We start from the raw sequence: 25,471 nt of genomic DNA, 5'->3' as shown, positions 1-25,471 counted from the left end.
CGCGCCCCCCGGTGTCCGGGGGGCGCGGCCGTTTCGCTGTGCCGGGCCGGCTCGGCCGGCCCGCTCGGCTCAGACGGTGGTGACGACCTCGTCGAACTCCAGGCGCGGGGAGCGCGGGAACCAGGCGTCCTCGCCCGGCTTGCCGATGTTGACGATCATCAGCGGGGTGTGGTCGGCGTCCAGGAACTCCTTCTGGATGCCGGAGAAGTCGGCGCCGGTCATCGGGCCCGCGGCCAGGCCGGCGGCGCGGACGCCGACGATGAAGTACGCGGCCTGCAGCGCGGCGTTGAGCAGGGCGGACTGCTCACGGACCGGGCGCTCGGCGAAGAACATGTCCTTGGCCTGCGGGAAGTGCGGCAGCAGCTGCGGGAGCTCCTCGTGGAACTCGTTGTCCGCGGAGAGGATCGCGACCAGCGGGGCGGCGGCGGTCTTGGCCTGGTTGCCCTCGGCCAGGTGCTTCACCAGGCGCTCGCGGGCCTCGGGGGAGCGGACCAGGGTGATGCGCAGCGGGGTCTGGTTGAAGGCGGTGGGGCCGTACTTCACCAGGTCGTATATCGCCTGGACCTGCTCCTCGGTGACCGGCTCGTCGGAGAACGAGTTGGCCGTGCGGGCCTCGCGGAACAGCAGGTCCTGCGCGGCGGAGTCAAGAACGAGAGACATCGGAAAGCCTTCTTCCATACGGGGGTGAAGCGATGTCCCAGACTCTACGGCGAAAGTAGGTGAACATTCAACTAAATGCCCCTGCCCGTGACCGGCATCACTCCCTGTCGGCCGAATCGGCCGAGTCCCGCGCCGCGAGCGCCGAGTCCAGCCGGGCCCTCGCCCCCTCCAGCCAGTGCCGGCACACCTTCGCCAGCTCCTCGCCGCGCTCCCAGAGCGCGAGGGAGTCCTCCAGGGACGTCCCGCCCGCTTCCAGCTTGCGGACGACCTCGATGAGCTCGTCACGCGCCTGCTCGTACCCCAGCGCCGTCTCGGCCTCTGCCATTCCCTCATCCAACCTATGTGTGTAGTGCGACGTGTTGATTGCGGTGGTGTGTCGCGTCTGCGGCCTTCCGCGGGCTACTCGGACGCGACCACCCGTACCGAGAACTCACCTTCCGCGACCCGCGCGCGCAGCACCTCGTCCGCCGAGACCTCCTCGGGCGAACGCACCACGTGCCCGTCCGCCCGCTGCAGGACGGCATAGCCCCGTTCCAGGGTCGCGGCCGGGGACAGCGCCACCACCCGGGCCAGGGTGTGCGCGAGCTCCGAGTCGGCCCGGTCCAGCAGATGCCCGAGCGTCCGCCGGCCGCGCGCCAGCAGCGCCTCCAGCTCGTCCTCGCGGGTCTCCACCATCCGCTGCGGGTGGACGAAGACCGGCCGGGCGAGGGCGTGCGCGAGGCCGCGCTCCTCCCGGTCGAGCAGCCCGCTCACCGCGCGCAGCCCCCGGGCCTGGAGCTGGCGTACGCGCTCCAGCTCCTCGCCCACGTCCGGGACCACCTTCTTCGCGGCGTCCGTGGGCGTGGAGGCCCGCAGGTCCGCGACCAGGTCGAGCAGCGGCGAGTCCGGCTCGTGGCCGATCGCCGAGACGACCGGGGTACGGGCCGCCGCGACCGCCCGTACGACCTCCTCGTCGGAGAAGGGCAGCAGGTCCTCCACGCTGCCGCCGCCGCGCGCCACGATGATCACGTCGACCTCGTCGAGGTCGTCGAGCTCCTTGACCGCCTGGATCACCTGGGGCACCGCGTGGACCCCCTGGACGGCGACGTTGCGCACCTCGAAGCGGACCGCCGGCCAGCGGCGCCGGGCGTTCTCCAGCACGTCGCGCTCGGCCGCCGAAGCCCGCCCGACCACCAGCCCGATCAGCTGCGGAAGGAAGGGCAGCGGCTTCTTGCGGTCCAGCGCGAACAGCCCCTCCGAGGCGAGGGACCGCTTGAGCCGCTCCAGCCGGGCCAGCAGCTCCCCGATGCCGACCGGCCGTATCTCCGTGGCCCGCAGGGACAGCTGCCCGCGCGGGGCGTACCACTCGGGCTTGGCCAGCAGGACGACCCGCGCGCCCTCCGAGACGACGTCCGCGACCTCGTCGTAGACCTGGCGGAAGCAGGTCACGCTGACCGAGATGTCGTGCGAGGGGTCGCGCAGCGTCAGGAAGACCACCCCCGCTCCCGGCCGCCGCGAGAGCTGCGTGATCTGCCCCTCCACCCACACCTGGCCGAGCCGCTCGATCCAGCCCCCGATGAGCCGGGACACCTGCCCTACCGGCAGCGGCGCCTCGGCCGACGTATTGAGTCCCATGCACGCAGGCTAACGGGCGTCGCTGACAGCGTCTCAGGCTCCGCCGCGGGTGTCGGGATCCCGACGGCCGTCGGTGGCGGTCGTCAGGCCGGTCGTCAGGCCGGTCGTCAGGCCGGTACAGGGCCGGTCATCAACGCCGGTCGTCAGGCCGGTCGTCCGGTCCGGTCCGCAGGGGCGCCCTCGCCGCGCCGCCCGCGCTGGGCGAAGAGCAGGCACAGCCCCGCCGCCAGCCACACCGTACCCACCAGCTGCGCCGTCCAGGAGGCCTCGACGATCACCGCGACGGTCACCGCCGCGCCCAGCACCGGGGCCACCAGGTGCTTCCACAGGTTCGGCGGGCCCTCCCGGCGCCGGACGACGAACCAGCCCACCACCGAGGCGTGCAGCAGCGTGAAGGCCACCAGCGCCCCGACGTCGACGACGGACACCAGCTGGTCGAGCCCGTCGTCGCGCCGAGCCGCCCACACCGCCGCGACCAGGGTGATGGCGGCCGCCACCAGCAGGGCCGGCCGCGGAGTGCCGTCCGAGGTCCGCGCCAACGCGCGCGGCAGCCGCCGCTCCCGGGCCATCGCGAACAGCAGCCGCCCGGCCGCGGCCTGCCCGGCCAGCGCCGCGAAGGCCGCCCCGACCGCCTTGCTGACCGCCACCAGGTCGTGCAGCCACGAGCCGACCGAGGACTCCACCGCGTCGTAGAAGGCCGGGCCCTGCTGCCCCGGATCGGCCGCCAGTTCCGCCGCGGTGACGGGATCGAGGAGCGCCACGAGGTAGGTCTGGACGAAGAACAGCACCCCGGCCAGCGCCAGGCAGAACAGCACCGCCCGGGCCACCCGCTCAGAGGCCCCCGTCACCTCCTCCGCGAAGGAGACGATCGCGTCGAAGCCCAGGTACGAGAGCACGGCGACCGACACTGCGCCCAATACGGCCGCCGCCGAGAAACCGAGCGAGCCGTCGCCGGTCAGCGGGGAGAGCCAGCCGCGCCGCGCCCCGTCCCGGACCAGGACCGTGACCGCGGCGGCCACGAAGACCAGCAGCACCAGGATCTCCATGGCCAGCACGGCGAAGCCCACGCGGGCGGCCGCCCGTACCCCCCACAGGTTCAGCAACGTGGTGACCCCGACGGCCAGCGCCGTCCACACCCACCGGGAGACCTCCGGAACCAGCGCGTTCATCGCGATCCCCGAGAACAGGTACGCGACCGCCGGGATCAGCAGGTAGTCGAGCATCGCCATCCACCCGGCGATCAGGCCGGGACCCTCGCCCAGGCCCTTGCGGGCGTAGGTGAAGACCGAACCGGCCTGCGGGGCGACCCGCACCATCTGGGCGTACGAGAACGCGGTGAAGGCCATGGCGACGGTCGCCACGAGGTATACGAGGGCCACGGCGCCGTGCGACTTCGCGTCCAGGGTGCCGAAGACCCCGACCGGGGCCATGGGAGCGATGAAGAGCAGCCCGTAGACCACCAGGTCCCGGAAGCCGAGGCTCCGCCGCAGGGCGGTGGGTGCCGGCGTACCGGAATCCGTAGCGGACGCCATCCGTCCTCCGGGCGATGGGCGGGACAATCGTTCGGGTCCTCCGCTCAAGTGTGTGCCGTACGGCCGACCGCCGGCCTCCTGGAGACCCCCGTACGATGGAGCGTATGACTGCTCCCGCCCCTGCTCCCGCTTCCCGCCGTGTCCTGCTCGCCGCGCCCCGCGGCTACTGCGCGGGCGTGGACCGAGCCGTGATCGCCGTCGAGAAAGCCCTTGAGCAGTACGGCGCGCCGGTCTATGTCCGGCACGAGATCGTGCACAACAAGTACGTCGTCCAGACGCTGGAGAAGAAGGGCGCCATCTTCGTCGAGCGGACGGAGGAGGTGCCCGAGGGCTCCATCGTGATGTTCTCCGCGCACGGCGTCGCGCCGGTGGTGCACGAGGAGGCGGCGCGCGGCAAGCTCGCGACGATCGACGCGACGTGCCCGCTGGTCACCAAGGTGCACAAGGAAGCCATCCGGTACGCGAACGAGGACTTCGACATCCTCCTCATCGGCCACGAGGGCCACGAGGAGGTCATCGGCACCTCCGGCGAGGCCCCGGACCACATCACGATCGTGGACGGCCCGGACGACGTCGCCGGTGTCGAGGTGCGCGACGAGTCCAAGGTCGTCTGGCTGTCGCAGACCACGCTCTCGGTCGACGAGACGATGGAGACGGTCGACGCGCTGAAGACCAGGTTCCCGCTGCTGGTCTCGCCGCCGAGCGACGACATCTGCTACGCCACCTCGAACCGGCAGGCCGCGGTAAAGGCGATGGGCGCCGACTCCGACCTCGTCATCGTGGTCGGCTCGAAGAACTCCTCGAACTCGATCCGCCTGGTCGAGGTCGCGCTGGACGCGGGCGCGCGCGCCGCGTACCTGGTCGACTTCGCGAGCGAGATCGACGAGGCCTGGCTGGAGGGCGTCACCACGGTCGGCCTGACCTCGGGGGCCTCGGTTCCGGAGGTCCTGGTCGAGGAGGTCCTGGAGTGGCTGGCGGCGCGCGGCTACGCGGACGTGGAGATCGTCAAGACCGCCGAGGAATCGATCGTCTTCTCGCTGCCGAAGGAGCTGCGCCGCGACCTGCGCGCCGAAGCCGCGGAACTGGTCGCCGACAAGTAACTCCTTTCGTACGGTATGTCCATGCAGATCATGGGTGTGGACATCGGCGGTTCAGGGATCAAAGGCGCGCCCGTGGACCTGGACCGCGGCGATCTGGCGCAGGAGCGCCACAAAGTACTGACACCACAGCCGGCCACCCCCGAGGGGGTGGCCGGCTGCGTCGCGGAGGTGGTCCGCGCCTTCTCCTGGTCGGGCCCGGTCGGGGTCACCTTCCCGGGCGTGGTCACGAACGGGATCACCCGTTCGGCGGCCAACGTCGACAAGGGATGGGTCGGCATGGACGCGGGGGCGCTGCTCACGCGCGAGCTGGGCGGGCTGCCGGTGACGGTCCTCAACGACGCGGACGCGGCGGGGGTCGCGGAGATGACGTACGGGGCCGGGCGCGGCCGCGGCGGCACGGTCATCATGCTCACCCTGGGCACGGGCATCGGGAGCGCCCTGTTCACGAACGGGCGCCTGGTGGCGAACACGGAGCTCGGGCACCTGGAGCTGAAGGGCCACGACGCGGAGACGCGGGCGTCGGTGAAGGCCAAGGAGGACGGGGACCTCACCTGGGAGCGCTGGGCGCGCCGGCTCTCGAAGTACCTCGCGCACGTGGAGATGCTGTTCTCCCCGGACCTCTTCATCATCGGGGGCGGCGTCAGCCGCAAGCCGGAGAAGTTCCTGCCGCTGATCGAGGGCATCCGGGCCGAGATCGTCCCGGCCAGGCTCCAGAACAACGCGGGGATCGTGGGAGCGGCGATGGCGGCCAAGGTCTAGGGAAGGGAAGGGGCAGGGCCGGGCGGTCAGGCCGTCCTCCGGGGCACACGCCGCCTGCCGATGAGGACGGCCTTGCGCACCACGGCGATCAGGGCGGCGGCCAGCGTCCCCGCGTACAGCCAGCCCGCGTGCAGGGACAGGGCGGACACCAGCCCCATCAGCTGCCCGCCGAAGCCGCCGGAGCCGCCCGAGATGGGCCACACCCCGGCGGCGAAGGCGATGGGGACGGTGATCGGGGCGGTGATCAGGTCGGCAGGGCGCACCCACAGGGCGGTGGCGGCCGCGACGGGCACGAAGAGCAGCCCGTAGACGAAGAGCGAGGAGTCGAACAGCAGCCAGCAGATCCCGCCGGCCAGCATCATGGCGACGCAACTGAACAGCCCGCCGCCGAGCCCGGTCAGCCGGGGCTGGGGCAGCCGGCGGGTCAGCGCGGGCAGGGGGCGGCCGCCGCCCTGGGCAGGCACGGCCGCGGGCCGGGGCCCCCGTCGCTGGGCCGGGGGTCGCTGGGGGTGAGGGGCCGGTCGCGTCCTGTATTGCTCCACGCCACCACGCTAGGCGCGGGGAGCGCGGTATCCGTGTGGGGACACGCGTACATCGACCGCCGCTCATCGGAAAGTAAACTGTCCGGTGGCCCACCTCCGGGCCGCCGCCCCCTCCAGCTACGGGAAGTCGCCAACGTGTCGCTCACGATCGGAATCGTCGGTCTGCCGAATGTCGGCAAGTCGACCCTGTTCAACGCCCTGACCAAGAACGACGTGCTGGCGGCCAACTACCCGTTCGCCACGATCGAGCCGAACGTCGGCGTCGTCGGCGTCCCGGACGCGCGCCTCGCGGTCCTCGCGGGCATCTTCGGCTCCCAGAAGATCCTCCCGGCGACGGTCGACTTCGTCGACATCGCGGGCATCGTCCGCGGCGCCTCGGAGGGTGAGGGCCTGGGCAACAAGTTCCTGGCCAACATCCGCGAGTCGGACGCGATCTGCCAGGTCATCCGTGCCTTCAAGGACGAGAACGTCGTGCACGTCGACGGCAAGGTCTCGCCGAAGGACGACATCGAGACGATCAACACCGAGCTGATCCTCGCCGACCTCCAGTCCATCGAGAAGGCCGAGCCGCGCCTGACGAAGGAGTCCCGCCTCCAGAAGGAGAAGGTCGCGGTCCTCGCGGCCGTCGGCGAGGCCAAGAAGATCCTCGAAGCCGGCGACACCCTCTTCTCCAAGGGCATCACCAAGGGCACGGAGCAGGGCGACCTCCTCCACGAGCTGCACCTGCTGACCACGAAGCCGTTCCTCTACGTCTTCAACGTGGACGAGGACGAGCTGACGGACGAGGCCTTCAAGGACGAACAGCGCGCGCTGGTCGCCCCGGCCGAGGCGATCTTCCTGAACGCCAAGCTGGAGCAGGAGCTCATCGAGCTGGAGGACGACGAGGCCCTCGAACTCCTCCAGTCCGTCGGCCAGGACGAGCCGGGCATGGCCACCCTCGGCCGAGTCGGCTTCGCCACGCTGGGCCTCCAGACGTACCTGACGGCCGGCCCGAAGGAAACCCGCGCCTGGACGATCAAGCAGGGCGCCACCGCCCCGGAGGCGGCCGGCGTGATCCACACCGACTTCCAGCGCGGCTTCATCAAGGCCGAGGTCATCTCCTTCGCGGACCTGGTCGAGTGCGGCTCGGTCACCGAGGCCCGCGCGAAGGGCAAGGCCCGCATGGAGGGCAAGGACTACGTCATGCAGGACGGCGACGTGGTGGAGTTCCGCTTCAACGTGTAGTCGTGTCGTCACTGCATGCTAGGTAGTTCGTCGAGCATGCAGGTCAGGAGGGGTCGGGCTTCGGTGAGCCCGACCCCTTCGTCGTCCCCGTGCTGGATCGGTGCTGGATATTCTGACGTCGCGTCAGCGGTGGTCAGGCCCGGCCCTCGCCCCCGGTGTAGCGCGACGGGGCGCTGACCCGGTCTGGTGGGGTCGGCCTTACTCGGCAGACAGTTCGAGCATCGGCTGGAAGCCGGAGGCCTCCTCGTCTGGAACGTGCGGGAGGTATCCGTCGGGGACAGTGCGGGCGGCGGTGGTGAGTAGGCGGTCCAGGACTTCCCGGTCGCCGGCCTGGGGGAGCCGAAGTGCGGCGAGGAGGCGGCCAGCGGATGCTGACCGATCGCAGCTGTTCCTGGCGCAGGATCAGGTGTCGTAAACGGTGGAGCGATGTCCGACCTGCACGATCCATACCACCAGCTCACCGTTGTCGATCGTGTAGACGACGCGATAGTCACCCACACGTAGGCGGCGGCGTTCGGGCTGGGACACGAGTGCGGTGGTGTTGAAGCCGAGTGGGTCGCTTTCCAGCTCGGTCAGCTTGGCCAGGATGCGGAGCGCCATGTCGCGGGGGATCTTGCGCAGCTCTGCCTGAGCTTCGGGTCGGAAGACGGTCCGGTACTCACTCACTGCGCGCCAGCGTCTCCCTCATGATGTCCTCGATCGGGATGCCGGGTACCGGGTTGGCCATGCGCTCGTCGATGATCCGGTTGATCTCGCGCTCTTCCCATTCCTGGTACTTGCGCAGTATCTCGATGGACACCACAGCAGCGACTTCCTTGCCTCGGCGTGTGATCACAGTGGGCACGTCGTCGCGGTCTGCGCGCTCCACGACTTCTGCCAGGTGAGCGCGCACGTCGCGGATGGACTCTATGGGCAGTGGCTGCGTCATGCGCCCAAGGGTACCGAGTGTCCTATGTGTACACAATGTGCGCGGCGGGTCGGTGGCGCTCCATCGCTCGTGCTGGATGCACTCGCACGGTGCTGCTGGATTGGTGCTGGATGAGATCGCCAGAAACCGTGTTTCCGCAGGTGAGAGCTCTGTGCTGAACGTTCCGCTTCAATGTGTAGTCATCTCGTTACTGCAGGTTGGATGGCTGCGTCAAATGCAGGTCAGAAGGGGTCGGACTCTGGCGGGTCCGACCCCTTCCGCATTCCCGTGCTGACTTGGTGCTGACCTTTCAGCTGCTTCGCGGCGGTGTGAGCTTGTCGAGGTCCAGGCTGATCTCGAACGGCACCGGGCGCTGGAGGGTGCCCCGGAAGATGCCGGCGGGGGCGTAGGCGCCGGTCGGTTCGTCGCGCTCGTAGACGTGCACGACCGGTGCCCCGTCCTCGTCCTCGATGCACCAGTAGTGCGGGATGCCGGCCTCCGCGTACTTGCGGAGGGGTGCTTGAGGCCGTCTCGCGCAAAGCTCTCCCGGGGGCGGCCCCTACAGGCCGTGGACCGAGGCGATCGTGAACGTGGTGGGCGTGCCGGAGCCGGGGGGCATCTTGTCGAACTGGGAGCGGACCACCAGGGTGCGGCCCGCGGTGTGGGCCAGGGTCGTCGGGATCTGCAGGGACGGGTCCGTGACCGTGTGGAGCAGGCGGGCGCGGGTGCCGTCCTGGCTGAGCCGCCAGCGGGTCAGGGAGTTGGTGGTGTTGTGCGCCACGCGCAGGGTGCCGTCGGGGGAGAGGTCGAGGCCGTCGGCGGCCTTCATGTCGGCGCCGCCCAGGTCGACGCGGCGGACGGCGCCTGTGCGCAGGTCGACGCGGTAGAGGTCGCCCGCGGGCATGTCCACGGTGAGCAGGTAGCGGCCGGACCGGTCCGAGACGATGCCGTTGAGGCTGAACGGGCCCCCGGGCCGGGGGCGAAGCGCCGGAGTGAGGTCGTACGCCTCGGTCAGGGTGCCGCTGCCGGCGGCCAGCTGGGCCGGGGTCACGCGGTAGACCACCCCGCGGACGCTGTCCGTCAGGTAGGCGGTGCCGTCCGGGGTGATGGTCAGGTCGTTGACGAAGCGGGGGGAGGTCCCGCCCACCTCGAAGTGCGCCAGGCGGTCCCCGGTCGCGGTGTCGTAGACGGAGACGCCGGTGGTGGAGTCCGTGACCCACAGACGGCCCCGGGCGTCGACGCGCAGGCCGTTCGCCGTGTGGCGGCCGTCGGTGCCGGAGGGCAGGAAGACCTCGGCCTCGGGCCGGCCGGGTCGGGCGCGGTAGACGGTTCCGTCCGCGTACGAGCCCACGTAGACCGTGTGGGTACGGGGGTCCGTGGCTATGCCCTCCGGGTAGACCTTCGCGCCGGGCAGGGTGAAGGCCGTGGATATGGAGACGCGGACGTCACCGGCGAGGGTCCGGGCCTGGGTCTGGGCCTGGGCGGGGACCGCTCCGCCGGCGAGCACCCCGGCGAGGGCTGCCGTCAGGGCCATCGCCGTGGCCGGGATCCGCTGCCGCCGCTTCATCGAGCGAATCATCATGTGTGTCCTCTGCTGAGTATGTGAAGGCGAATGTAGATTAGAGCTCTAATGCATGCAAGGGTCGTAGGATGCGGGAATGACCTCGATGGCCCCCGCGGAGCGCATCGGCGCGCACCTCAAGCGCGCCGAGCAGGCACTTCTCGCGGCGAAGAGCGCAGCGTGCAAGCCGGCAGCGGTGACGGTTCCGCAGTACGCCGCGCTGCTCTGGCTGGACGAGAAGCCCGGCATCTCCGCCGCCGCGCTCGCACGGCTGTGCGGGGTGACCCCGCCGACGATGAACACCGTGCTGAAGAACCTCCAGGAGCGCGGGTTCATCGAGCGCACCCCGCACGAGTGGCACCGCAACGTGCTGGAGACCCGGCTCACCGACGAGGGGCGCGCGGCGCTGGAGCTGGCCGATTCCGGTGCGGTGCGGGTGGAGCGGGCGCTCGCGGCGGAGTTCACCGAGCAGGAGCGGGAACAGCTCGTCCAGCTGCTCGGCCGGTGTGCAGAGGTGCTCGACGGCCAGCGTTGAGACACCCCTCGTTCCGCCGAGCACCCCGCTATGTTTTTGCTCGGATTTGGAACTGTCCGGGGGATTCGTGCATCCCACCCCTAGGGATGCCCCAGCCGTTCTGCCCCGCCCCCGGGGCAGCCATGACCGTTCGGAGCGAAGTTCGTGCACGACTACCCGCAGAGCCCACAGCCCAAGCGCTCCCGCCGTCGAATATGGATCAGCGCGGTGGTCGCCCTCGTGGTCCTGCTCGGCGGTGGCGGCGGCTTCGCCGCCTGGAAGCTGGACTGGTTCTCCGGCAACGGCGAGAACGTGAGCTTCGGCAAGCCCGCACCGGCCCCCGCCGCGGAACAGCAGGCCGCCTCCCCGAGCGGGTCCCCGTCCCCCAAGCCCTCCGGCGACCCGGACGTGCTCATGCCGACGGGCCCGAAGGCCGACTTCAAGCAGACCACCAAGCTCGACGACGGCACGATCATCGCCAAGACCCGCCTCGCGGGCGCGAAGTCCGGCTTCACGGGTGACGTGTGGGTGTGGGCGCCCAAGGAGTACGACGACCCGAAGTACGCCAAGAGCGGCTTCCCGGTGCTCATCGCGCTCCCCGGCGGCAACGGCTTCCCGGCCAACTACTGGTCCGACCGCAGCCTCGGCCTCCAGAAGGCCATCAGTGAGGGCGTACAGGCCGGCACCAGCCTCCCCTTCGTCGTGGTCATGCCGGTGCTCAACCCGGACAACAAGTACTACTACGACGGCGCCGACATCCCCGGCCAGCCCAAGATGGGCACCTGGATCGCCGAGGACGTCCCGGACTTCGCCAAGGCCAACTTCCGTACGTACAAGTCCCGTGACGGCTGGGCCTTCATGGGCTCCTCCTCCGGCGCCTTCGTCGGGATGAAGACGGTCCTGCAGTACCCGGACCGGTTCAAGGCCGTGATCGCCAGCGGTGGCGAGATCGTTCCCGACTCCCCGCTCTGGAAGGGCCACCAGGCGGAGATGGACGCCAACAACCCGGAGAACCTCGCCAAGAAGCTGATCGAGGCCAACGGGCCCGAGGTCCACATCAACTTCCAGATCGGCACCAAGGAGACCGGGAAGGAGCGGATGGTGAAGTTCCAGCAGCAGTACGGCAAGGGCCCGGTCAAGATCACCATCCGCGACATCCAGAACGGTGAGCACAACGGCTGGCACTACGTGCGGGGCATGAAGGAAGGCTCCCTGGAGTCGATCAGCAAGGTGCTCAAGGGTCCCAAGCCCGACACCGCCGGCTGACCCCCGCACCGAGGCCCGTACCGGGCCCGAACGTAGGCCCGTACCGGGCCCGAACGTAGGCCCGTACCGAGGCCCGTACGGGCCCCGCATCCCCGGCGCGCACGGCAGGTGGTGAGCGCCACGTGGTGCTCACCACCTCACCCCCGTCCCAGGCAACCCATCCCGTCGTTCATACCTCTGTAAGGGGTGTAAGGGGGACCGATCGGTCCGACCCGCGCTCCGCAGTGAGCGCCGGAGAAGGAACGGGACAATTCCGTGCAGCATGACCAGCAAGGCGACGGCAGCCCCACGACCAAGGGCGGCCGTCGCCCCAAGCGCCTGCGCCTGATTCTGATCAGCGGTGGGCTCGCGCTCACCCTCTTGGCCGGTGGCGGCGCGGCCGCGTACAAGTACGGCCTCTTCTCGGACATAGGGGATCCGGTGTCCTTCGGGAAGGTCGACGGCGACGTCAAGCAGAAGGCCGCCAAGGCCTCCGACGTCCGCCCGGGCGTACGCATGCCCACCGGCCCCAAGGCCGCGTTCATCCGCACCAGCCGGCTCCCGGACGGCACCCAGATCGGCCGGACCACGCTCACCGGGGCGAAGTCCGGCTTCACGGGTGACGTGTGGGTGTGGGTGCCGAAGGAGTACGACGAGCCGAGGTACGCCAAGAGCGCCTTCCCGGTCCTGATCTCCCTGCCCGGCGGCCGCGGCTACCCCACGAACTACTGGGGTACGGGCCCCGGCCTCGGCCTCCAGAAGGCCGTGAGCGACGGGGCGAAGGCCGGCACCAGCCTGCCGTTCATCCTGATCATGCCGGTGCACAATGCCGACACCAAGCATCACTTCGACGCCTCGGACATCCCCGGAGAGCCCAAGATGGGCACCTGGATGGTCGAAGACATCCCTGATTTCACGAAGGCCAATTTCCGCACCTTCACCTCCCGCGACGGGTGGGCCTTCATGGGCTCGTCCGCGGGTGGATTCGGCGCCTTCAAGCACGTCCTGAAGTACCCCGACCGCTTCAAGGCGGCCATCGCGAGCGGCGTGGACATCGTCCCCGACTCTCCGCTGTGGAAGGGAAACACGCAGGCCATGGACGAGAACAACCCGGAGAAGCTCGCCGAGAAGCTGATCAAGGACGGCGGTCCGGACGTCTACATCAACTTCCAGATCGGCACCGCGGAGAGCGGCCGGGAGAAGGCCGAGCAGTTCATGAAGGACTACGGCAGGGGCCCCGTGCACACCACGCTGCAGGTGATCCAGGATGGTGAGCACAACGGAAAGTCGTACGTACGCGGCATGAGGGAGGGTGCACTGGCGTGGATCAGCAAGGAGATGCTGGCACCGACACCCGACCCCGGCGTGCGGTGAGCCAGGTGGTGAAGGGGGCATCGGCGGCCGCCGCCGCGGGGATCGTGATGGTGTTCGCCGTCGCGTACATCGAGGCGCCCGGCGACCGCCCGGTGCACCCCTTCCCCACCGTCGGCGTACTCACGGCCAACGGCGAGCACTGGTGCACGGCGAGTGTCGTCGACAGCCCGAAGGGCAATGTCGTCGCCACCGCCGCGCACTGCGTGGCCCCGGCCGGCGAGGACGGCCGGCCGGGCGAAGTCGCCCACGACGGCCATGCCATCGGCGAGCTCGCCTTCGCCCCGGCCTTCTCCGGCGAGGGCTCGGGCAGCCACCCGCTGGGGGTGTGGAAGGTCAGCTCGATCCACGTGGACGAGCGCTGGACGAAGTGGGGCGAGGAGACCGCCGACTTCGCCTTCCTCACCATCGCCCCGGACGACGACGGGCGCAGCGTCCAGGAGGCCGTGGGCGGCCGCTCCGAGGCCCCGACTCCCGAGTGGACCTCCGGCTACCAGCGCGAGGTGACCGTCGTCGGCTATCCGGAGTCCGAGCACAACCCGCAGAACAAGCCCGTCTCCTGCACGACGCAGACCCGCCACGACGAGGACGACCCCGACATGCTGTACATCAGCTGCGCCGGGTTCTGGACGGGGACCAGCGGCAGCCCCTGGATCGCCGACCGGGGCGGCCCGGTCCGGCCCGGCCGGCTCATCGGGGTGCTGAGCGGCGGGGACACGGACGTGGACTCCACGGCCGCACTGTTCGACGAGCGCGCGAAGGCGCTGTACGAGCGGGCCGCGCGGGGCTGAGCGCCCGCTCCGGCTGCCGTCCTACTTCCGCCGCTCCGTACTGACGATCACGCCCACCGCCGCCACCACGATCGCGCCGCCGAGCAGGATCGGCCAGGTCAAGGCCTCGTCGAGGATCAGCGCGCCGAGTGCGACGGCCACCACCGGATTGACGTACGCGTACGTGGACACCAGCGACAGCGGCGCGGCCTGGAGCAGCCACACGTACGCCGTGAAGCCGACGAGCGAGCCGCACAGGACCAGGTAGCCGAGGGCCAGCCAGGAGGCGGTGGAGAAGGCCGCCGGGTCCAGACCGCGGTGTTCGCCGCGCACCAGGCCGACCAGCACCCCGGCCAGCCCGCCCGCCAGCATCTGGTACGCGCTGCCCGTGAAGGGATTGCCCGGCAGGCTCAGCTTCGACGCCGAGAACGAGCCAAGCGACCACAGCAGCGACGCGCCCACCACCATCAGTACGCCGGACAGCCGTACCTCTCCGCTCAGCCCCGGGCTGGTCAGCACCGCGAGCCCGGCCAGGCCGACCAGGACCCCGCCCAGGGTGCGCAGTTGCGGCCGGTCCCCGGTGCTCGCCCGCAGCACCACCACCCACATCGGCACCGCCGCCACCAGCAGCGCGGCCAGCCCGGACGGCACGGAGGTCTCGGCGAGGACCACCAGGCCGTTGCCGCCGAGGATCAGCAGCAGGCCGACCAGGACGGCGGAGCCGAGCTGGGCGCGGGTGGCCTTGAGCGCGGCCGGTCCGTACCGCCAGGCGACGGCGGCGGTCAGCAGCAGGCCCGCGGTGATGAAGCGGGCTCCGGCGGAGAGGAAGGGCGGCATGGTCTCGACGACGATCCGGATGCCGAGGTAGGTCGAGCCCCACACGACGTAGACGAGGAGGAGGGCCGTCCACACGGCGCCCGTGATCTTGCGGTGCTGTCGGGCGGCCGTCGGCTTGGGCTCCACCGGAGTCGATATGCGCATGGACCGGATCCTCTCAGCCGTTGACCGGCTCTCGATCAGCTCCCCAGCAGGCCGTTCAGCTCGCCGTACGGGAGGGAGCCCGCGAGCGAACCGTACGTGCCGCCGGAGACCAGTTCCTCGGCGGCGCGGCGGGCCGCGGCGTACGCGGCCTCGGCGACCCAGGACCCGAGGCTGACGCGGGCGACGCCGAGGGCGCCGAACTCCGCGACGGCCGGGGCGCCGGGGCCGGCGAGGACGTTGAGCGGGGCGTCGATGCCCTTGGCGAGCTCGGCGACGGTGGCCGGGTCGGTGACGCCGGGCACAAAGACGCCCGTGGCTCCGGCCCGGAGGTAGGCGGCGGCGCGGGCGAGGGTCTCGTCGAGGCGGGCGGCGGGGTCGCCGAGGCCCTTGAGGTACGTGTCGACGCGGGCGTTGATGTACAGCGGTACGCCGGCGGCCTCGGCCGCGGAGCGGGCGGCGGCCACCCGCTCCGCGTGTTCTGCGGGGGCACGGGTGCCGTCCTCGATGTTGATGCCGACCGCGCCGGCGGCCAGCACCCCGGCGACGGTCTCCGCGACGGCGGCGGGGTCGGCGCCGAAGCCGCTCTCGATGTCTGCGGTGACGGGGACGGAGACGGCGGCGGCCACGCGGGCGACGAGGTCGAGGGCGCGGTCGCGGGCCAGGGCGTCGCCGTCGGGGGAGCCCAGGGACCAGGCGACTCCGGCGCTGGTGGTGGCGACGGCCGGCGCACCGGCCGCCTCGACGATGCGGGCGCTGGCGACGTCCCAGGCGTTGGCCAGGGCGAGAGGGGCGGCGGGGGTGTGCAGCGCCGCGAACGCGCGGGCCCGGGCGGCGAGGTCAAGGTTGCTGGTCATGCGCCCAGTTCAGCAGAACGGCCCGGTGGGGGCGCGCGAGTTTCCGACATCAACCTCCGGCGGCGGCCTCGTACCGGACGGCCCCGTACCGGACGGCTTCGCGGGGGCCGCGGCGCCGGGGCCCTACTTGGAGCCCGCGCCGCACAGGGGGAGGACCGCCGTGCGGCCCCGCAGCGGGTCGTCCGGCGCCAGCGGGCCGACCCCCGCCCAGCAGGCCGCCGCCGTCGGTTCCACGAAGAGCCCGCGGCGGGCCAGGTCCTGCTGGGCCGCGCGCAGGCGGTCCTCCGGGACCGTCAGGACCGTGCCGCCGGACTTGCGGACCGCGGCCAGGATCTGACGGGCCCGCGGCGGCGCCGGGATCGCGATGCCCTCGGCCAGGGTGGGCCGTTGCTCCACCGGGTCCGCTTCCTCCGCGCCCGCCTCGAACGCCCGCGCCAGCGGGGCGACCGCCTCCGCCTGAACGGCGATCAGGGCCGGCGGCCTGACCCCGCGCCGGGCCAGTTCCTCCACGGCCAGCGCGGCGCCCAGCAGCAGGGTGCCGTTGCCCACCGGGACGACCAGGGCCTCCGGGAGCCGGCCGCCGAGCTCCTCCCACACCTCGTACACGTATGTCTTCGTGCCGTGCAGGAAGTACGGGTTGAAGACGTGGCTCGCGTAGAAGGCCCCCGCCCCGTCCGCGGCCGCCCGGGCCGCCGCAGCGGCGGCCTCGCGGCCGCCCGGGACCACTCGTACGGCCGCCCCGTGCGCCCGCATCCGGTCCGTCTTCTTCTCCGAGGTGCCCTCCGGCACGAAAACTTCACAACTCAGCCCGGCCCGGGCGCAGTACGCCGCCACCGAGGTCCCCGCGTTGCCGCTGCTGTCCGCCACCACCCGTTGCGGGGCCAGCCGCCGGGCCACCTCCGCGAGCATCACCGCGCCCCGGTCCTTGAAGGACAGCGTCGGCATCAGGAAGTCGAGCTTGGCGTGAACCCGCTCGCCCAGCGGCACCATCGGAGTGTGGCCCTCCGCCAGTGATACGGAGAACGCCCCCGGTAGCGGCAGCGCCGCCGCGTACCGCCACATCGAGTTCGGCCCGGCGGTCGGTTCCAGCGCGCCGGCCGGATCCGGCGTGAAGTCGAGGTCCCAGGGGCTGCCGCAGACCGGGCAGCACCACGGGGCGGTCCGGACGTCCGCGCGGGTGCCGTCCTCGGGACAGATGTAACCGGGGAGTGCATGCGTCATGTGCGGGGAGCCTTTGCTCAATCATGGCCTGCGTATGGCACGGATGTTACGGCTTGGCCGTCCTCTTGTGGGCGGTGACGACGGTACGTCAACCTTTCGGAGGCGGCAGCCCGTTGAGCCGAATGGCTTGTCATGAGCATGGCTATCTCGCCATGTCCGTGCGACCGTGCGGCGCGTACGGCACCGCCTCACCCCCCGCAACGCACCACCTATGAGGAGGACCCCTCACATGTCCGTGATGCGTCACACCCGCCGGAAGATCGCCGGCATCAGCGCGACCGCCGTCGTGGCCCTCGCGCTCGGCACGGCCGCCGCGTTACCCGCTTCCGCGGCCGACAACGCCCCGCTGGGCGTGATCGAGAACGCCGGGGCCGCCGGAACCGTCTCCGGCAGCTACATCGTGACCCTGAACGACTCCGCCGCCCGCTCCACCGCGGACAGCGGCAAAGCCGTCGCCAAGCGGTACGGGGCGAAGATCGACCGGACCTACAGCGCGGCCCTCAACGGCTACTCCGTCGAGGTCTCCGAGGCGCAGGCCAGAAAGCTGGCCGCCGACCCCGCGGTCAAGTCGGTCGTCCAGAACCGCGTCTTCACCGTCGACGCCACCCAGCCCAACCCGCCGTCCTGGGGCCTGGACCGCATCGACCAGCGGGCGCTCCCGCTCAACCAGAGCTACACCTACCCGGACAAGGCCGGCGAGGGCGTCACGGCCTACATCATCGACACCGGCGTCCGTAAGACGCACCAGGACTTCGGGGGCCGCGCCTCCGACGGCTACGACGCAGTCGACAACGACAACACGGCCCAGGACGGCCACGGCCACGGCACGCACGTCGCCGGCACCGTCGCGGGCGGTTCGTACGGCGTGGCGAAGAAGGCCAAGATCGTCGGCGTCCGCGTGCTCGACAACAACGGCTCCGGTACGACCGCCCAGGTCGTCGCGGGCATCGACTGGGTGACGCGCAACGCCGTCAAGCCCGCCGTGGCCAACATGTCGCTCGGCGGCGGCGCGGACTCCGCGCTCGACACCGCCGTGCGCAACTCCATAGCCTCCGGCATCACCTACGGCGTCGCGGCGGGCAACGAGTCCACCGACGCCTCGACCAAGTCCCCGGCGCGCGTCGCCGAGGCCATCACGGTCGGCGCCACGACCAACACCGACGCGAAGGCCAGCTACTCCAACTACGGCTCGATCCTGGACATCTTCGCGCCGGGCTCCTCCATCACCTCCTCGTGGGGCACGGGCGACACCGCCACCAACACCATCTCCGGTACGTCGATGGCCACCCCGCACGTCGTGGGCGCGGCGGCCCTGTACCTGTCGCAGAACCCGTCGAGCACCCCGGCCCAGGTCCGGGACGGCCTGGTCGCCGCGGCCACGCCGAACGTCGTGACCGGCCCCGGCACCGGTTCCCCGAACCGCCTGCTCAACGTCGGCGCCGGCGGCACCGTCCCGCCCGGCCCGCGCTTCGAGAACACCGCGGACTACGCGATCAGCGACAACTCGACCGTGGAATCCCCGGTCACCGTCAGCGGAGTCTCCGGCAACGCGCCGGCGGCGCTGAGCGTTTCGGTCGACATCAAGCACACCTACATCGGTGACCTCAAGGTCGACCTGATCGCCCCCGACGGCACCGCCTACACCCTGCACAACCGGGCCGGCGGCAGCACGGACAACATCAACCAGACCTACACGGTCAACGCCTCCTCCGAGGTGGCCAACGGCGTCTGGAAGCTGCGCGTGAACGACAACGCGAACATCGACACCGGCAAGATCGACTCGTGGGCGCTCCAGTTCTGAGCGCCTGAACCGGGCACACCGGCCGAGCCGCGATGAACAGGCGGGGGCGACCGACTGGGCGGTCGCCCCCGCTGCGTACTATTCGCGAATTCGTTCGCGCATCCCCTGTGATGGAGTCCCTCACCCCGTGAGCACCCCGCCGACCCCGCCCCCCGGACCTGGCCACTCCTGGCCCCCGCCCGCCCCGCAGTCCGTGTGGGCGCCGCCCGCCGGCTACGGGCAGTCGCAGTCGCAGTCGCAGCCGGAGCTCAACGGCTTCGCGCTCGCCTCGCTCCTGGTCGGGCTGCTGTGCCTGCCGCCGCTGGGCATCGTCTTCGGCATCGTGGCCCTCGTGCAGATCGCGAAGAAGCGGCACCGGGGCAAGGCGCTGGCGATCGTGGGCCTGGTGGTGTCCGTGGTGATGACCGGTGTCCTGGCGGTCACGGTCGACCGGGTCGGCGCGGCGGTCCGCGACCGGATCGACGCGATGGGCGAACTCGCCGACGTCGAGGGCGACCTGACCGACCTCGACGACCTGCGGGCGGGCGACTGCTTCAACGTCCCGGACGGGGACCTGCTGGCCGAGCGGCCCCTGACGTACAGGGTCGACTGCGCGCAGGCGCACCACGGAGAGGTCACCGCGTCGAAGGCGGCGGAGGTGGAGGGCCGCCCCGAGTCGGCCGAGGCGGACCGCGCGTCCGAGGAGGCGTGCTGGAAGGCGCAGGACGAGTACGCGATGGACACGTGGGCGCTGCCCGCCTACGCGGACATGTTCTACTTCGCGCCCTCGCGCCAGTCCTGGCGCCAGGGGGACCGGCGGCTGCTGTGCGTGATCGGTACGACCGAGGAGGAGCAGCGGGGCAGCCTGCGCCGGGACGCGGCCATGCTGAAGCCCGAGCAGTCGGCCTTCCTGCGTGCGGCGAACGCGGTCGAGTTCCTCGTCGGCCGGCCGCCCGAGGACGAGACCGAGGACGCCCTCCCGGAGCACCAGGCGTGGGCGCGCGAGGTGTACGCGGCCCTGGGCGAGGAGGCGAAGGTACTGGAGGCCGACAAGGCGCGGCCGGGGATGGGCAAGGCCGTCCAGGCGCAGCTGGGGGAGATCGAGGCGGCCCGCGCGGCATGGCAGCGAACCTCCCAGGCGAGGACGGCGGCGGACTTCGACAAGCTGCTGGGCCGGGCCATGGGCGCGATGTCCCTGGAAACGGAAAAGGCGCTGCGCGGGGCGTACGGGCTGTCGACGGAGGTTCCCCAGTGGCTGGAGGATTCCTCGGGGAACCCGGAGGGCGGGGCGGGCCGGGGTCCCTCGGCGCAGGCCGCGTGACGTCGTCGAGGTAACGCGCGGTAACGGGTTTGGGTGACCTGGTTTCATCACATCGGGTGAAACCTTGGCCCTTGCTTGCGATGTACAACCGTCGGTTGCCAGGGTGTTGCTGTCTGTCAAGCTGATGGGAGTGGCCAGTGACTTTCGGTGAGCAGCCGGCCTATTTGCGCGTGGCCGGGGACCTGCGACAGAAGATCGTCGACGGTTCCCTTCCCCCGCACGCCCGGCTCCCCTCGCAGGCCCGCATCCGCGAGGAGTACGGGGTCTCCGACACCGTGGCGCTGGAGGCGCGCAAGGTACTCATGGCGGAGGGACTGGTCGAGGGCCGGTCCGGGTCGGGTACGTACGTACGGGAGCAGCCGGTGCCGCGGCGGGTCGCGCGCTCCGGCTACCGCACGGGCGGCATCTCGACGCCGTTCCGCCAGGAGCAGGCGGACTCCGGCGCGCGCGGCACCTGGGAGTCGAACAGCGAGCAGACGGCGGCCCCGGCGGAGATCGCCAAGCGGCTCGGCATCCAGCCGGGCGAGCGGGTGATGCGGACGCGGTACGTCTTCCGTGACGCGGGGGAGGCGATGATGCTGTCGACCTCCTGGGAGCCGCTGGCCGTGACCGGCCGGACCCCCGTGATGCTGCCGGAGGAAGGCCCGCTGGGCGGGTCCGGGGTGGTCGACCGGATGGCCGCGATCGACGTCGTCGTGGACAACGTGGTGGAGGAGGTCGGCGCCCGGCCCGGGCTGGCGGAGGAGATCTCCCTCCTGGGCGGGGTCCCGGGGCACGTGGTGCTGGTGATCGGGCGCACCTACTTCGCCTCCGGCCGCGCGGTGGAAACGGCCGACGTGGTGGTCCCGGCGGACCGCTACCGCCTGGCGTACCACATGCCGGTGCGGTGACCGGCTCGATCGTGAGTCAAGACACCTTGGCCGGGCGGCAGTCCGGGCACCGGGCCGGGCTTGCGCTGTCGCCTGCCGGGGTGTTGAACGCCGACGCCGCCGTGGCCCGGATCGCCGCAGTCGCCGCCGGCTGCCTGCTGATCGGCGAGCGGCTCGGACTCGGCCCGCCCCGCATCGAGTTCGAGCGCGCCCGTCTGTACGCCGTCGACCCGGCAGGTTTCGGCGCGATGGCAGTCGCCTCCACCGTCTCGATCCTCGCCTTCCCCCGGCTGTCCGGCACCTGCGCCGAGGCCGTCTCCACCTTCATCGCGGCCGGACTCGCCCCCGTCCTGTGACCGGGGCGGATCCGCTCCCTGTGCTGCTCGCTCGACGCGACCTGCGGGGACGGCTGTCGCGAGGCGCCCTGAGTCCGGCGCGGTGATCCTTCAGAGGCCTTCCGTGCGCCGTTTCCGAGCCGGAGCGCACGGCCCACTCGTACGCATGGCCGGATGCATACGCCTGCCAGGTATCTCTTCGTGAAAAACCGTATCCGCTCCGTAAAGTCCGGGCGTAAGCTCGGGCATATGCGCAATGCGGTTTCCTGGGCAGGTACGCCGGCGGAGGGTGAAACGCGATGAACGACAGCGGTGCACTGCTCCCGTGGCACGTCATACGTCAGGACGACAACGGCAACCGCTACCGGGTGGGCCGCTACCCCACCCGGGCCGAGGCCCAGAAGGTCGTCGACAGCCTCGACGACCGGGGACACAAGCAGCTCTACTGGGTCGAGCGGATCGGTCAGACCGCCACGATGAATTGAGCGTCAGCGTTGACATAGGCTCCGTCCATGACTGTACGAGTGGTCGTGGGCGGAGCCCTTTGTCATGAGGGGCGCCTGCTGGCCGCCCGTCGCAGCGCGCCCCCGGAGCTCGCCGGCCGCTGGGAGCTGCCGGGAGGCAAGGCGGAACCCGGCGAGTCCGTACCCGAGGCGCTGGTGCGCGAACTGCGCGAGGAGCTCGGCGTCGAGGCCGAGCCGCTGGAGCGGATCCCGGGGGAATGGCCGCTGAAACCCGGTCTCGTCCTGCACGTGTGGACCGCCCGCCTGGTCTCCGGCGAGCCCGCGCCGCTGGAGGATCACGACGAGCTGCGCTGGCTGGGGCCGGAGGAACTGGAGTCGGTGGACTGGCTCGACCAGGACCGGCCCGCCGTCGCCGAGGCCGGGCGCCGACTGCGCGGCGAGGGCGCAGGGGGGCGCATGACGCTCGCGTTGTAGGCCGTCTGCGCCACAGTGCGCCGTGCGTGAGGGATCGAGTGGTACGGCGCCCCAAATATCGGGTATGTCGCTATTAATCCCTGTCTCGTCCTCCTTTCGTCCCCGACGAACCGGACTGGGGTCATTGCTGGCCCGGGAAGTGATCGGCGTGATCGACACAGACGGTGAATGTGCCGAGTGGGCCTTCCCCGCCGAGCCCGGTGCCGTCCGCACAGCCCGCAACGCCGTGCGTGGCACCCTCCGCGACTGGGGCCTGGACTCCGTCGGCGATGTGACCGTCCTGCTGGTCAGCGAGCTCGTCACCAACTCCCTGCGGTACGCGTCCGGCCCCATCGGCGTCCGTCTGGAACGGCGGAATCCGGCCTCCGGCGGCGCGGGGAGCGGCCCCGCGCTGCTCGTGGAGGTTTCCGATCCGCTTCCGGATCCGCCCCGCGAGCGGGTCGCCAGACCCGACGACGAGGGCGGCCGGGGACTGCATCTCGTCGCCGCCTCCTCGAGGCGCTGGGGGACCCGGCACGGGAAGTCGGGCAAGACTGTGTGGTTCGAGTTGGCTCTTCCTGGTGAGTAACAAGGTGAAGGGTGACCGACGATCACCGGATGTGGCTCGAAACTAACGGGACCGTTTTGTGATCGTGAACGCCGTGCCGTCCGGGGCCGTGGTGCTGAATACTGCGGTCATGGCCGGTCCGGTTGCGGTGAGCTGGAGGGGACGGTCGCGTGAGCGAGATACCTGCGCAGGCACATCAGACCAGGGTGCCCGGGGAGGCATGGCACGACTCCTTGTGGCACAGCAGTCCGCCTGGCTCGATATATGACTACATAAAGGTCGCCTCTTTCTCGATCGGCCCCGACGGGCTCATCGACCAGTGGAGCCTGCGCGCCGAGGAACTCTTCGGGCTGACCGCCGTCCAAGCGGTGGGCCGCGATCCGGTCGACGCCTTCATGCCGCCCGAGCTTCGCGCCGGCGGACACCGCCGCGTCGCCGAGATCCTCGACGGCAAGGAGTGGACCGGCCTCGTCCCCTTCCGGATCCCGGGCGGTGACGGCGAACACGGTGTGGCCGAGATCTACGTGATGCCCACCCAGACCGAAGCCGCCGAGCGGGCCGCGCTGTGTGTCGTCGTCGACGTACGCGCGCTGCGGCGGATCGAATCCGATCTGGCGGCCTCACAGGCCATATTCGGCCAATCTCCCTTCGGCTTCCTGCTGTTCGGTACGGACCTCACCGTGCAGCGCGCCAACCGCCGCTTCGCCACCGTCTTCGGCGGCGCCGCCGAGGAGCACCGGGGCCGGACCGTGCACGACTACCTGCCGTTGCACGAGGCCGACCGGATGGCCGAGGCCCTGCGCCGGGTGCTGGAGACCGGGGACTCGGTGACCGATCTGCGGATCACCGGGGCCGCTCCCGGCAGCCGGGAGGACCGCCACTGGTCCATCAACCTCTATCGCGTACACGGCGGCAGCGGCCGTCCCATCGGCGTCGCGGGCATCGGCACCGACGTCACCCGCCGCCACCTCGCCGCCCGCGAGGCCGCCGGGGTACGGCGCAACCTCGCCCTGCTCAACGAGGCCGGGCACCGCATCGGCAACTCCCTCGACCTGGAGACCACCGCCCGCGAACTCCTCGACGTCACCGTCCCCGGCTTCTGCGACCTGGCCGCCGTGGACCTCTACCAGGGGCTGCTGCTCGGCGACGACGACCGGCCCGCGCGACCGCAGGGCCCCGGGGTGCCCTCACTGCCGCCCGGGCTGGGCGCCGGGCGGCACCCGTCAGCGCCGCTGCGGCGCGTCGCCTTCGCCTCGGCCGTCTCGGACGCCCCGCTGTCGGGCACGGGCGCACCCGTTTCCGTAGGCGAGATCCACCGCTATCCGGCGGCCTCGCCGGGCGCGCTCGCGCTGCGCACGGCGCGACCGCGGCTGATCGAGGGCGGCGGACCGGAGGGCCTCGTCCAGTCCACGCTGGTCGTGCCGATGGTCGCCCACGACACGGTGGTCGGCCTCGCGCAGTTCTCCCGTACGAAGGGCAGCGAGCCCTTCGGCGAACGGGACCGGGCGGTCGCGGTGGAGCTGGCCGCGCGGGCAGCCGTGTGCATCGACAACGCGCGGCTCTACCGGCGCGAACACGAACGGGCGCTGATACTGCAGCGCAGCCTGCTGCCGCCCGGAGACCCGGAGGCGGCCGGCCTGGACATCGCCTGCCGGTACCTGCCGGGGAACGCGGCCACCGAGGTCGGCGGGGACTGGTTCGACGTCATCGAACTGCCCGGCCACCGCACGGCCCTGGTCGTCGGCGACGTGATGGGCCGCGGGCTGCGGGCCGCCGTCGCGATGGGCGAACTGCGGACCGCAGTACGGACGCTGGCGCTGCTCGACCTCGAACCGGCGGAGGTGCTGACCGCGCTGGACGAGATCGCCCGGGGCCTCGGGGCCCCCGGAGGATCCCAGCAGGCCTCGCGCGCCGCCCTGCACTCGCGCGACGCGGACCGCTCCGAGGTGTACCTCGCCACCTGCGTGTACGCCGTCTACGACCCGGTGACACGGCGCTGCACGATCGCCAACGCGGGCCACATGCCGCCCGTGCTGGTCGAGCCGCCCGACGAGGGCGGCGCGGCGCGCCCCGCGCTGCTTCTGGAGGTACCTCCCGGGATGCCGCTGGGGGTGGGCGGGGAACCGTTCGAGGAGGTCGAGGTGGACCTGCCGGAGGGGGCACTGCTCGCGCTGTACACCGACGGTCTGGTCGAATCCCGCGACCACCCGCTGGAGGAGGGCCTGCGCGGGCTGCGCGAGGCCCTCGCGGATCCGGTCCGCCCGCTGGAGGACGTCTGCGACCACGTCCTGAACACCCTGGACACCCGGCACGGGGAGGACGACATCGCCCTGCTGATGGCACGGGTGCAGGGCCTGCCGGTCGACGCGGTGGGGGACTGGCAACTGCCCCGCGAGGCCCGGTCGGTGGGCCGCGCACGGGAGCTGGCGCGGGCGAAGCTGCCCGCGTGGGGCCTGGAGGGCCTGCTGGACACCACAGAGCTGCTGGTCAGCGAGCTCGTCACCAATGCCCTCCGGTACGGGGAGGGCGAGATCCGGCTGCGCCTGCTGCTCGACCGGACGCTGGTCTGCGAGGTGTGGGACGCGAACCTCGTGCAGCCGCGGCGCCGACGGGCCCGCGACACCGACGAGGGGGGCCGCGGCCTCCAGCTGGTGGGCCTGCTGTCGGCCGGCTGGGGCACGCGCCGCACCCACCGCGGCAAGACGGTCTGGTTCGAGCTCCCGCTCCCGGGCGCGGCCGCGGAGGCGGTCACGGAGCTGTCGGCGGAGCAACTGCTGAGCATGTACGGATAACGGGTGGCGGCCCCGCAGCGCGGTGGGCAGGGTA

At 71.4% G+C, this 25,471-nt stretch carries 26 protein-coding genes and 1 pseudogene; 15 read left to right on the top strand and 12 right to left on the bottom strand.

The annotated features are described in order from the left end of the window. Positions 1–69: 69 nt before the first annotated feature. From ACFYOB_RS31840 to ACFYOB_RS31825, 4 genes are all read right to left on the bottom strand, one after another. Entirely contained in the window at positions 70–660 is a 591-nt protein-coding gene (locus ACFYOB_RS31840) for a malonic semialdehyde reductase (RefSeq protein ID WP_388565779.1), read from the bottom strand. Positions 661–757: 97 nt separating this feature from the next. After that, positions 758–985 carry an exodeoxyribonuclease VII small subunit gene (locus ACFYOB_RS31835; protein WP_388565777.1) on the bottom strand — a complete coding sequence of 76 codons (228 nt, stop codon included), beginning with the start codon at positions 983–985 and terminating at the stop codon, positions 758–760. A gap of 74 nt (positions 986–1,059) precedes the next feature. Next, positions 1,060–2,274 carry an exodeoxyribonuclease VII large subunit gene (gene xseA / locus ACFYOB_RS31830; RefSeq protein WP_388565775.1) on the bottom strand — a complete coding sequence of 405 codons (1,215 nt, stop codon included), beginning with the start codon at positions 2,272–2,274 and terminating at the stop codon, positions 1,060–1,062. A 143-nt stretch (positions 2,275–2,417) separates the two neighbouring features. Then, a complete protein-coding gene (locus ACFYOB_RS31825; RefSeq protein ID WP_388565773.1) occupies positions 2,418–3,806 on the bottom strand; it encodes an APC family permease in 1,389 nt (462 codons plus the stop codon). A gap of 95 nt (positions 3,807–3,901) precedes the next feature. Here ACFYOB_RS31825 and ACFYOB_RS31820 point away from each other — a divergent pair, with 95 nt between their 5' ends. After that, positions 3,902–4,906 carry a 4-hydroxy-3-methylbut-2-enyl diphosphate reductase gene (locus ACFYOB_RS31820; RefSeq protein WP_388565771.1) on the top strand — a complete coding sequence of 335 codons (1,005 nt, stop codon included), beginning with the start codon at positions 3,902–3,904 and terminating at the stop codon, positions 4,904–4,906. 21 nt (positions 4,907–4,927) lie between these two features. Continuing rightward, positions 4,928–5,665: a polyphosphate--glucose phosphotransferase gene (ppgK, locus tag ACFYOB_RS31815; RefSeq protein WP_388565769.1), complete on the top strand. Its 738-nt coding sequence runs from the start codon at positions 4,928–4,930 to the stop codon at positions 5,663–5,665. A 26-nt stretch (positions 5,666–5,691) separates the two neighbouring features. Here the strand turns inward: ppgK and ACFYOB_RS31810 are convergent, their stop codons facing one another. Continuing rightward, positions 5,692–6,207, bottom strand: coding sequence for a DUF6542 domain-containing protein (locus ACFYOB_RS31810; protein ID WP_388565767.1), 516 nt, complete (start codon positions 6,205–6,207; stop codon positions 5,692–5,694). Positions 6,208–6,342: 135 nt separating this feature from the next. On the opposite strand from ACFYOB_RS31810, the gene ychF reads away from it, so the two are divergent. Then, positions 6,343–7,431: a redox-regulated ATPase YchF gene (ychF, locus tag ACFYOB_RS31805; protein ID WP_388565765.1), complete on the top strand. Its 1,089-nt coding sequence runs from the start codon at positions 6,343–6,345 to the stop codon at positions 7,429–7,431. A 402-nt stretch (positions 7,432–7,833) separates the two neighbouring features. Here the strand turns inward: ychF and ACFYOB_RS31800 are convergent, their stop codons facing one another. From ACFYOB_RS31800 to ACFYOB_RS31785, 4 genes and pseudogenes are all read right to left on the bottom strand, one after another. Beyond that, positions 7,834–8,097: a type II toxin-antitoxin system RelE/ParE family toxin gene (locus ACFYOB_RS31800; protein ID WP_388565763.1), complete on the bottom strand. Its 264-nt coding sequence runs from the start codon at positions 8,095–8,097 to the stop codon at positions 7,834–7,836. Continuing rightward, complete coding sequence (locus tag ACFYOB_RS31795) at positions 8,090–8,359, bottom strand: type II toxin-antitoxin system Phd/YefM family antitoxin (protein WP_030713854.1); 270 nt, start codon at positions 8,357–8,359, stop codon at positions 8,090–8,092. Before ACFYOB_RS31795 ends, ACFYOB_RS31800 begins: the two co-directional genes overlap by 8 nt. Positions 8,360–8,648: 289 nt before the next feature. Further along, positions 8,649–8,852: pseudogene (locus ACFYOB_RS31790) on the bottom strand (Uma2 family endonuclease); the annotation flags it as partial. A 45-nt stretch (positions 8,853–8,897) separates the two neighbouring features. Then, positions 8,898–9,905: an SMP-30/gluconolactonase/LRE family protein gene (locus tag ACFYOB_RS31785; protein ID WP_388565761.1), complete on the bottom strand. Its 1,008-nt coding sequence runs from the start codon at positions 9,903–9,905 to the stop codon at positions 8,898–8,900. 91 nt (positions 9,906–9,996) lie between these two features. Between ACFYOB_RS31785 and ACFYOB_RS31780 the strand changes: the two genes are divergently transcribed. The 4 genes from ACFYOB_RS31780 (at position 9,997) to ACFYOB_RS31765 (ending at position 13,820) form a co-directional block, all read left to right on the top strand. After that, a complete protein-coding gene (locus ACFYOB_RS31780; protein ID WP_388565758.1) occupies positions 9,997–10,434 on the top strand; it encodes a MarR family winged helix-turn-helix transcriptional regulator in 438 nt (145 codons plus the stop codon). 144 nt (positions 10,435–10,578) lie between these two features. Then, a complete protein-coding gene (locus ACFYOB_RS31775) occupies positions 10,579–11,679 on the top strand; it encodes an alpha/beta hydrolase (protein ID WP_388565755.1) in 1,101 nt (366 codons plus the stop codon). Between the two features lie 255 nt (positions 11,680–11,934). Further along, entirely contained in the window at positions 11,935–13,032 is a 1,098-nt protein-coding gene (locus ACFYOB_RS31770) for an alpha/beta hydrolase (protein ID WP_388565753.1), read from the top strand. A gap of 5 nt (positions 13,033–13,037) precedes the next feature. Continuing rightward, on the top strand, positions 13,038–13,820 hold the full coding sequence (locus tag ACFYOB_RS31765; protein ID WP_388565751.1) for a trypsin-like serine peptidase: 783 nt from the start codon (positions 13,038–13,040) through the stop codon (positions 13,818–13,820). A 21-nt stretch (positions 13,821–13,841) separates the two neighbouring features. Here the strand turns inward: ACFYOB_RS31765 and ACFYOB_RS31760 are convergent, their stop codons facing one another. The 3 genes from ACFYOB_RS31760 to ACFYOB_RS31750 form a co-directional block, all read right to left on the bottom strand. Next, positions 13,842–14,780, bottom strand: a complete 939-nt coding sequence (locus ACFYOB_RS31760) for an EamA family transporter (protein ID WP_388565749.1) — start codon at positions 14,778–14,780, stop codon at positions 13,842–13,844. Between the two features lie 35 nt (positions 14,781–14,815). Further along, positions 14,816–15,634, bottom strand: coding sequence for an isocitrate lyase/phosphoenolpyruvate mutase family protein (locus ACFYOB_RS31755; RefSeq protein ID WP_388565746.1), 819 nt, complete (start codon positions 15,632–15,634; stop codon positions 14,816–14,818). A gap of 123 nt (positions 15,635–15,757) precedes the next feature. Beyond that, a complete protein-coding gene (locus ACFYOB_RS31750; RefSeq protein WP_388565744.1) occupies positions 15,758–16,855 on the bottom strand; it encodes a pyridoxal-phosphate dependent enzyme in 1,098 nt (365 codons plus the stop codon). Between the two features lie 229 nt (positions 16,856–17,084). Here ACFYOB_RS31750 and ACFYOB_RS31745 point away from each other — a divergent pair, with 229 nt between their 5' ends. The 8 genes from ACFYOB_RS31745 to ACFYOB_RS31710 all read left to right on the top strand — a co-directional run bounded on the left by ACFYOB_RS31745 (position 17,085) and on the right by ACFYOB_RS31710 (position 25,437). Continuing rightward, positions 17,085–18,656, top strand: a complete 1,572-nt coding sequence (locus tag ACFYOB_RS31745) for a S8 family serine peptidase (RefSeq protein WP_388565741.1) — start codon at positions 17,085–17,087, stop codon at positions 18,654–18,656. A 127-nt stretch (positions 18,657–18,783) separates the two neighbouring features. Further along, the gene (locus tag ACFYOB_RS31740) at positions 18,784–19,956 is read left to right on the top strand and encodes a DUF4190 domain-containing protein (RefSeq protein ID WP_388565738.1); all 1,173 of its coding nucleotides are present in this window, start codon (positions 18,784–18,786) and stop codon (positions 19,954–19,956) included. Positions 19,957–20,093: 137 nt separating this feature from the next. Then, positions 20,094–20,846: a GntR family transcriptional regulator gene (locus ACFYOB_RS31735; RefSeq protein ID WP_388565735.1), complete on the top strand. Its 753-nt coding sequence runs from the start codon at positions 20,094–20,096 to the stop codon at positions 20,844–20,846. 80 nt (positions 20,847–20,926) lie between these two features. Continuing rightward, positions 20,927–21,181 carry a hypothetical protein gene (locus tag ACFYOB_RS31730; RefSeq protein WP_388565732.1) on the top strand — a complete coding sequence of 85 codons (255 nt, stop codon included), beginning with the start codon at positions 20,927–20,929 and terminating at the stop codon, positions 21,179–21,181. A 278-nt stretch (positions 21,182–21,459) separates the two neighbouring features. Then, complete coding sequence (locus tag ACFYOB_RS31725; protein ID WP_328927454.1) at positions 21,460–21,645, top strand: SPOR domain-containing protein; 186 nt, start codon at positions 21,460–21,462, stop codon at positions 21,643–21,645. Between the two features lie 27 nt (positions 21,646–21,672). Next, entirely contained in the window at positions 21,673–22,098 is a 426-nt protein-coding gene (locus tag ACFYOB_RS31720; protein ID WP_388565728.1) for a (deoxy)nucleoside triphosphate pyrophosphohydrolase, read from the top strand. A gap of 139 nt (positions 22,099–22,237) precedes the next feature. Continuing rightward, positions 22,238–22,666 carry an ATP-binding protein gene (locus ACFYOB_RS31715; protein WP_388565901.1) on the top strand — a complete coding sequence of 143 codons (429 nt, stop codon included), beginning with the start codon at positions 22,238–22,240 and terminating at the stop codon, positions 22,664–22,666. A 149-nt stretch (positions 22,667–22,815) separates the two neighbouring features. Then, on the top strand, positions 22,816–25,437 hold the full coding sequence (locus tag ACFYOB_RS31710) for a SpoIIE family protein phosphatase (RefSeq protein WP_388565725.1): 2,622 nt from the start codon (positions 22,816–22,818) through the stop codon (positions 25,435–25,437). Positions 25,438–25,471: the final 34 nt, after the last annotated feature.

Origin of the sequence: Streptomyces sp. NPDC006463 (assembly GCF_042870715.1) — a bacterium.
Classification (GTDB): Bacteria; Actinomycetota; Actinomycetes; order Streptomycetales; family Streptomycetaceae; genus Streptomyces.
This window is presented reverse-complemented; position numbering and strand designations above follow the sequence as displayed.

Coding starts and splice junctions, on each gene's coding strand:
- ACFYOB_RS31840 (WP_388565779.1), bottom strand. CDS start 660: ATGTCTCTCGTTCTTGACTCCGCCGCGCAGGACCTGCTGTTCCGCGAG.
- ACFYOB_RS31835 (WP_388565777.1), bottom strand. CDS start 985: ATGGCAGAGGCCGAGACGGCGCTGGGGTACGAGCAGGCGCGTGACGAG.
- xseA (WP_388565775.1), bottom strand. CDS start 2,274: ATGGGACTCAATACGTCGGCCGAGGCGCCGCTGCCGGTAGGGCAGGTG.
- ACFYOB_RS31825 (WP_388565773.1), bottom strand. CDS start 3,806: ATGGCGTCCGCTACGGATTCCGGTACGCCGGCACCCACCGCCCTGCGG.
- ACFYOB_RS31820 (WP_388565771.1), top strand. CDS start 3,902: ATGGAGCGTATGACTGCTCCCGCCCCTGCTCCCGCTTCCCGCCGTGTC.
- ppgK (WP_388565769.1), top strand. CDS start 4,928: ATGCAGATCATGGGTGTGGACATCGGCGGTTCAGGGATCAAAGGCGCG.
- ACFYOB_RS31795 (WP_030713854.1), bottom strand. CDS start 8,359: ATGACGCAGCCACTGCCCATAGAGTCCATCCGCGACGTGCGCGCTCAC.
- ACFYOB_RS31785 (WP_388565761.1), bottom strand. CDS start 9,905: ATGAAGCGGCGGCAGCGGATCCCGGCCACGGCGATGGCCCTGACGGCA.
- ACFYOB_RS31780 (WP_388565758.1), top strand. CDS start 9,997: ATGACCTCGATGGCCCCCGCGGAGCGCATCGGCGCGCACCTCAAGCGC.
- ACFYOB_RS31760 (WP_388565749.1), bottom strand. CDS start 14,780: ATGCGCATATCGACTCCGGTGGAGCCCAAGCCGACGGCCGCCCGACAG.
- ACFYOB_RS31755 (WP_388565746.1), bottom strand. CDS start 15,634: ATGACCAGCAACCTTGACCTCGCCGCCCGGGCCCGCGCGTTCGCGGCG.
- ACFYOB_RS31750 (WP_388565744.1), bottom strand. CDS start 16,855: ATGACGCATGCACTCCCCGGTTACATCTGTCCCGAGGACGGCACCCGC.
- ACFYOB_RS31745 (WP_388565741.1), top strand. CDS start 17,085: ATGTCCGTGATGCGTCACACCCGCCGGAAGATCGCCGGCATCAGCGCG.
- ACFYOB_RS31725 (WP_328927454.1), top strand. CDS start 21,460: ATGAACGACAGCGGTGCACTGCTCCCGTGGCACGTCATACGTCAGGAC.
- ACFYOB_RS31720 (WP_388565728.1), top strand. CDS start 21,673: ATGACTGTACGAGTGGTCGTGGGCGGAGCCCTTTGTCATGAGGGGCGC.